This is a genomic window from Nonomuraea aridisoli (genome assembly GCF_003236395.1).
In the GTDB taxonomy this organism is placed as follows: domain Bacteria; phylum Actinomycetota; class Actinomycetes; order Streptosporangiales; family Streptosporangiaceae; genus Nonomuraea; species Nonomuraea aridisoli.
The window spans coordinates 1-4,018 of sequence record NZ_POUD01000456.1; the positions used below are offsets into that span (position 1 = coordinate 1).

General features: G+C 74.1%; 5 protein-coding genes. 1 reads left to right on the forward strand and 4 read right to left on the reverse strand.

What is annotated here, in order from left to right; genetic code table 11:
- Window positions 1–723: hypothetical protein (locus tag C1J01_RS46645; protein ID WP_111185415.1), on the reverse strand; the 723-nt coding region annotated here is incomplete at its 3' end.
- A gap of 88 nt (window positions 724–811) precedes the next feature.
- Between C1J01_RS46645 and C1J01_RS46650 the strand changes: the two genes are divergently transcribed.
- Window positions 812–1,255, forward strand: a complete 444-nt coding sequence (locus tag C1J01_RS46650) for a hypothetical protein (protein ID WP_111185416.1) — start codon at window positions 812–814, stop codon at window positions 1,253–1,255.
- On the opposite strand, the gene C1J01_RS46655 is transcribed toward C1J01_RS46650, so the two are convergent.
- The 3 genes from C1J01_RS46655 to C1J01_RS46665 all read right to left on the reverse strand — a co-directional run.
- Window positions 1,226–2,422: an ABC transporter permease gene (locus C1J01_RS46655; protein WP_111185417.1), complete on the reverse strand. Its 1,197-nt coding sequence runs from the start codon at window positions 2,420–2,422 to the stop codon at window positions 1,226–1,228. The two genes, C1J01_RS46650 and C1J01_RS46655, sit on opposite strands and share 30 nt — an antisense overlap.
- The gene (locus tag C1J01_RS46660; protein WP_111185419.1) at window positions 2,419–3,081 is read right to left on the reverse strand and encodes an ABC transporter ATP-binding protein; all 663 of its coding nucleotides are present in this window, start codon (window positions 3,079–3,081) and stop codon (window positions 2,419–2,421) included. The genes C1J01_RS46655 and C1J01_RS46660 overlap by 4 nt, the downstream gene beginning before the upstream one ends.
- On the reverse strand, window positions 3,081–4,018 hold a 938-nt coding region (locus tag C1J01_RS46665), incomplete at its 5' end, for a peptidoglycan-binding protein (RefSeq protein ID WP_111185418.1). The genes C1J01_RS46665 and C1J01_RS46660, both read right to left, overlap by 1 nt.

The following is a 4,018-nucleotide window of genomic DNA, read 5'->3' on the forward strand; positions in this document are numbered from 1 at the left end:
GGCGAGGAGGGGGTCGAGGTGGGCGTCCAGGACGTCCTGGGAGAAGAGGGGCAGGCGCAGCGGCTCGGGGGCGAAGTCGAGCGGGAAGTGCGCGTCTCCCTCCGCGTGCGGGTCGAAGGTCACGGTCGCGAGAACGGCCTCGCGCACCCGGGCGAACTCGGCCTCCGCCCGCCGCCGATCCGGTACGTGCTCCAGGAACGGCACCACCGCGCGCGCCACGTACGGGGTCGTCTCCTGGAGAGCGGCGATCTGTGACCAGCAGAAGTCGGTCGCGGGCGCCAGCCACGGGTGGGAGATGCCGTGCTTGTGCAGGAGCGCGGCGAGGGAGGCGGTCGGGATGAGGTGGCCGGGCGGGTCGTCGTCCGGCTCCCACCAGGGGGCGTGCGGCGCCTCCCGGACGGAGGGCAGGACGAACGGGACGCCGCCGTCGGGCGTGGTGACGGAGGCCAGGTAGTCGCAGGCGGCGGGCACCATGGGCGAGTCGAACGCGTCGAGCTGGTCGAGGATCCAGAACGCCACCTCGACCGGCTCCGGCTGGCTGCTCGGGCCGCGCAGGTCAGGCTCCAGGGCGTGGCCGAAGCCGCCGTCGGCGTTCTGGTAGCAGCGCAGGGCGTCGAGCACGCGTGTACGGGAGCCGCCCCGGAACAGCGCCTCGAAACGCAGCCGGTCGATCAGTCTGCCGTGCAGGTGCAGGTAGTGCTCTGCTCGGTCGAGTACGTCCATGACGGAGATGTCCTCCCGTGCCAGGTAGCCGGTTCAGACCGCGAAACTACCCCGGACGCCGCGCGGTGGTCTTGTCACAATCGGACGTATGGAGGAGCGGCGGCGCTGGGACGTCGACGAGCGGTTCACCGGCGTGGGGGACGCGGCGGCGCTGCTGCCCGTCGTGGAACAGCTCGCGGAGGCGATGCGGGCCGAGGGGTGGGTGACGGAGGAGCCGGAGGCGCACCTGCTGCCCCACCTGCGGCGGGCGCCAGGCTGGGAGGTGCTGGGCGAGCGGCTGCTGGAGGACGGCGTCTACGAGGTGCGCGCCAGGCCCGCCGCGGAGTTGCGCGGGATCGCCCTGCACCGCGAGGTGATCAGGCTCCTGTCGGTGATCGCGGAGCCGTCCTTCCTGGTACGGCAGGCGGGCGACGCCGTGTTCGAGTGCGTGACGGGCGTGATGCCCGGCGACCCGCCCGGGTACAGGTCGCACGGGCATCTCGTCCGCGTCGTCGTGGAGCCGTCAGGGGGTGGCCAGGGCCTCGGTGGGTGACATGCGGGCCGCCCGTACGGCCGGGTAGAAGCCGGCCGCGCCGCCGATGACGAGGGTGGCGGCCACGCCGCCGAGCATGGCCCAACCGGGCACGATCGCCGGCCAGCCGCGCAGCCCGGCGTACGCGGCCGTGACGCCGATGCCGAGCAGCACGCCGCCGACGCCGCCGATGGCCGACAGCAGCAGCGACTCCGCCAGGAACTGCGCGCGGATCTGCCCGCGCGTGGCGCCGAGGGAGCGGCGCAGGCCGATCTCGGCGCGGCGTTCCAGCACGGAGATGACCATGGTGTTGGCCACGCCGACGCCGCCGACCAGCAGGGCGACGCCGCCGAGGCCGAGCAGGAGCGCGTTCAGTGCGGCGTCGGTGGCCTGCTTGGCGGCCAGGACGTCGGACGGCCTGGAGACCTCGACCTCGTTGGGCTGCTGCGGGTTCGCGGTGGCGGCGAGCACGTCGCGCACCTGGACGACGTGCGCCTCCTCGGCCCTGGCGTAGATGGTGGTGGCGTAGCCGTCGAAGTGGAGGCGTTCCTCCGCGACGGGCCAGCCGACCAGCGCGGCCGTGTCGAGCTCGGGCGCGAGCGGCACGGGGGCGAGCACGCCGACGACGGTGAACCACTGCCCGCCGAGCCAGACCCGCTGGTCGGGTCCCGGCCGGACGACGCCGAGCCGGTCGGCGGCCTTCGCGCCGAGCACGGTGGCCGGGTAGCGGTGGGTGGCCTCGTTCAGCCAGGCGCCGGCGGTGACGGTGGCGCCGACGTCGCGCGGGAGGTCGAGGCGGGCGGCGGTGACGGCGATGGAGCCCGACTCGGCCTCGGGGACGTGGTCGTTGCGGTACACCTTGGCCGGCGTGGTGCCGGTGGCGGTGACCGCGGTGACGGGGCCGATCTGGCCGATCATGCCCTCGGCCTCCTCGGGCAGATATGACGACTCGCCGAACAGGGTCTGGCCGGGCGAGACGGTGAGCAGGTTCGTGCCGAGCGCTTCGAGCTGCCGGTTGAGGTCCTCCTGGCTGGAGGCGGAGATGCCGACGACGCCGATCATGGCGGCGATGCCGATGGCGATCCCGAGCGCCGACAGGAACACCCGCAGCGGCCTGGAGCGCAGGCCCGCCCCGCCGGTCCTGAGCACGTCGCGCGGGCGCATGCGGGCGGGGGTCAGGACGCTCATGTGCGCGCTCCTTGCACGATCCGGCCGTCGAGCATCTCGACGCGACGAGGCAGCGAGGCGGCGATGTCGCGGTCGTGGGTGATGACGACGACGGTGGTGCCGCCCGCGTGCAGGTCGCGCAGCAGGTCCATGACGCCGGCGCCGGAGCGGGAGTCGAGGTTGCCGGTCGGCTCGTCCGCGAGCAGCAGCCGGGGGCGGCCGGCGACGGCGCGGGCGATGGCGACGCGCTGGCGTTCGCCGCCGGACATCTCGTGCGGGCGGTGGCCGACCCGGTGCGCGAGGCCCACCCGTTCCAGGGCCTCGTACGCGCGCCGCCGCCGTTCGCGCAGAGGCGGGCCGGCGTACAGCAGGCCGTCGGCGACGTTGTCCAGCGCGGACACGCCGGGGGCGAGGTGGAACTGCTGGAAGACGAAGCCGATGACGTTCGCGCGCAGGGCGGACAGCTGCCGGTCGGTGAGGGAGAGCACGTCGTGGCCGGCGATGCGGACGACGCCGCCGGACGGGCGGTCGAGGGTGCCGAGCAGGTGCAGCATGGTCGACTTGCCCGAGCCGGACGGGCCGGAGATGGCGACGAGCTCGCCCTCGCCGATGGACAGGGAGACGCCGCGCAGGGCGGCGACGTCGCCGTACAGCTTGGTCACGTCGTGGAGTTCGGCGATCACGAGGGCACCGCCACGGTCATGCCCTCCTCCAGGCCGGTCACCTCGACCTGGCCGTCGGCGAACATGCCGGTCTCGACGGCGACGTAGCGGGTGGCGCCGCCCTCCACGACCTGGACGCCGTAGCCGCCCTCGGCGAGGGCCAGCAGCGCGCCGACGGGGACGGCGAGGACGTCCTCCCGCCGGTCGGCGACGATCGTGACGTCCACGGGGGCCGCGTCGTACGCCTTCTTCAGGCCGGTCACCGACAGCGTGACCTCGACGGTGGTGGCGGTGTCGTCGCCGGTGCCCTGGGTGGCGACCTTGCCGACGCGGGTGACCTCGCCGTCGACCGTGGTGCCGTCGGGCAGCTCGACGGTGGCCTCCATGCCCTTGCGGACCAGGTGCTCGTCGGCCACGTCGAGGTCGACGCGAACCTCGCGGCGGGTGCCGGTGGCGGTGAGCACGGGGCCGCTCGCGCCGTCGCCGAGGGCCTTCTTCAGGTCGGCGACGCGCAGCGGGCCGCGGGCGACCACGACGTCGCCGGGCTCGACCTGGCCGGTGACGTCGAGGCCGAGGTCGTCCTGCCAGTCCTCGACGGCCTCGCGGGTGGTCCAGGTGTACGTGCCGTCCACGTCGAAGCCGTCGTAGCCGAGCCGGTCGAGGTTGCGTTCGAGGAGCTCGACGTCCTTGCCCTCGACCCCGTCGCGCAGGGTGCGGTAGAGCGGCATGGTGCCGTACAGGAGGGGGCGGCGGTCGGCGTCCACGCTGTAGACGGCGTGGCCTCGGGTGACGGTGGAGCCCTCCGAGGGGAGCCAGGTGATCGTGCCCTGCGACCTGGCGGTGACGGTGACCGGGTCGCCGTAGCCGAGGGTGCCGTCCACGGTCTTGGTCTCGGTGAGCGTCGTACGGACGACCTGGGCGGTGGCGGGGGGTGTGCGGCCGGCGACGGCCGGGG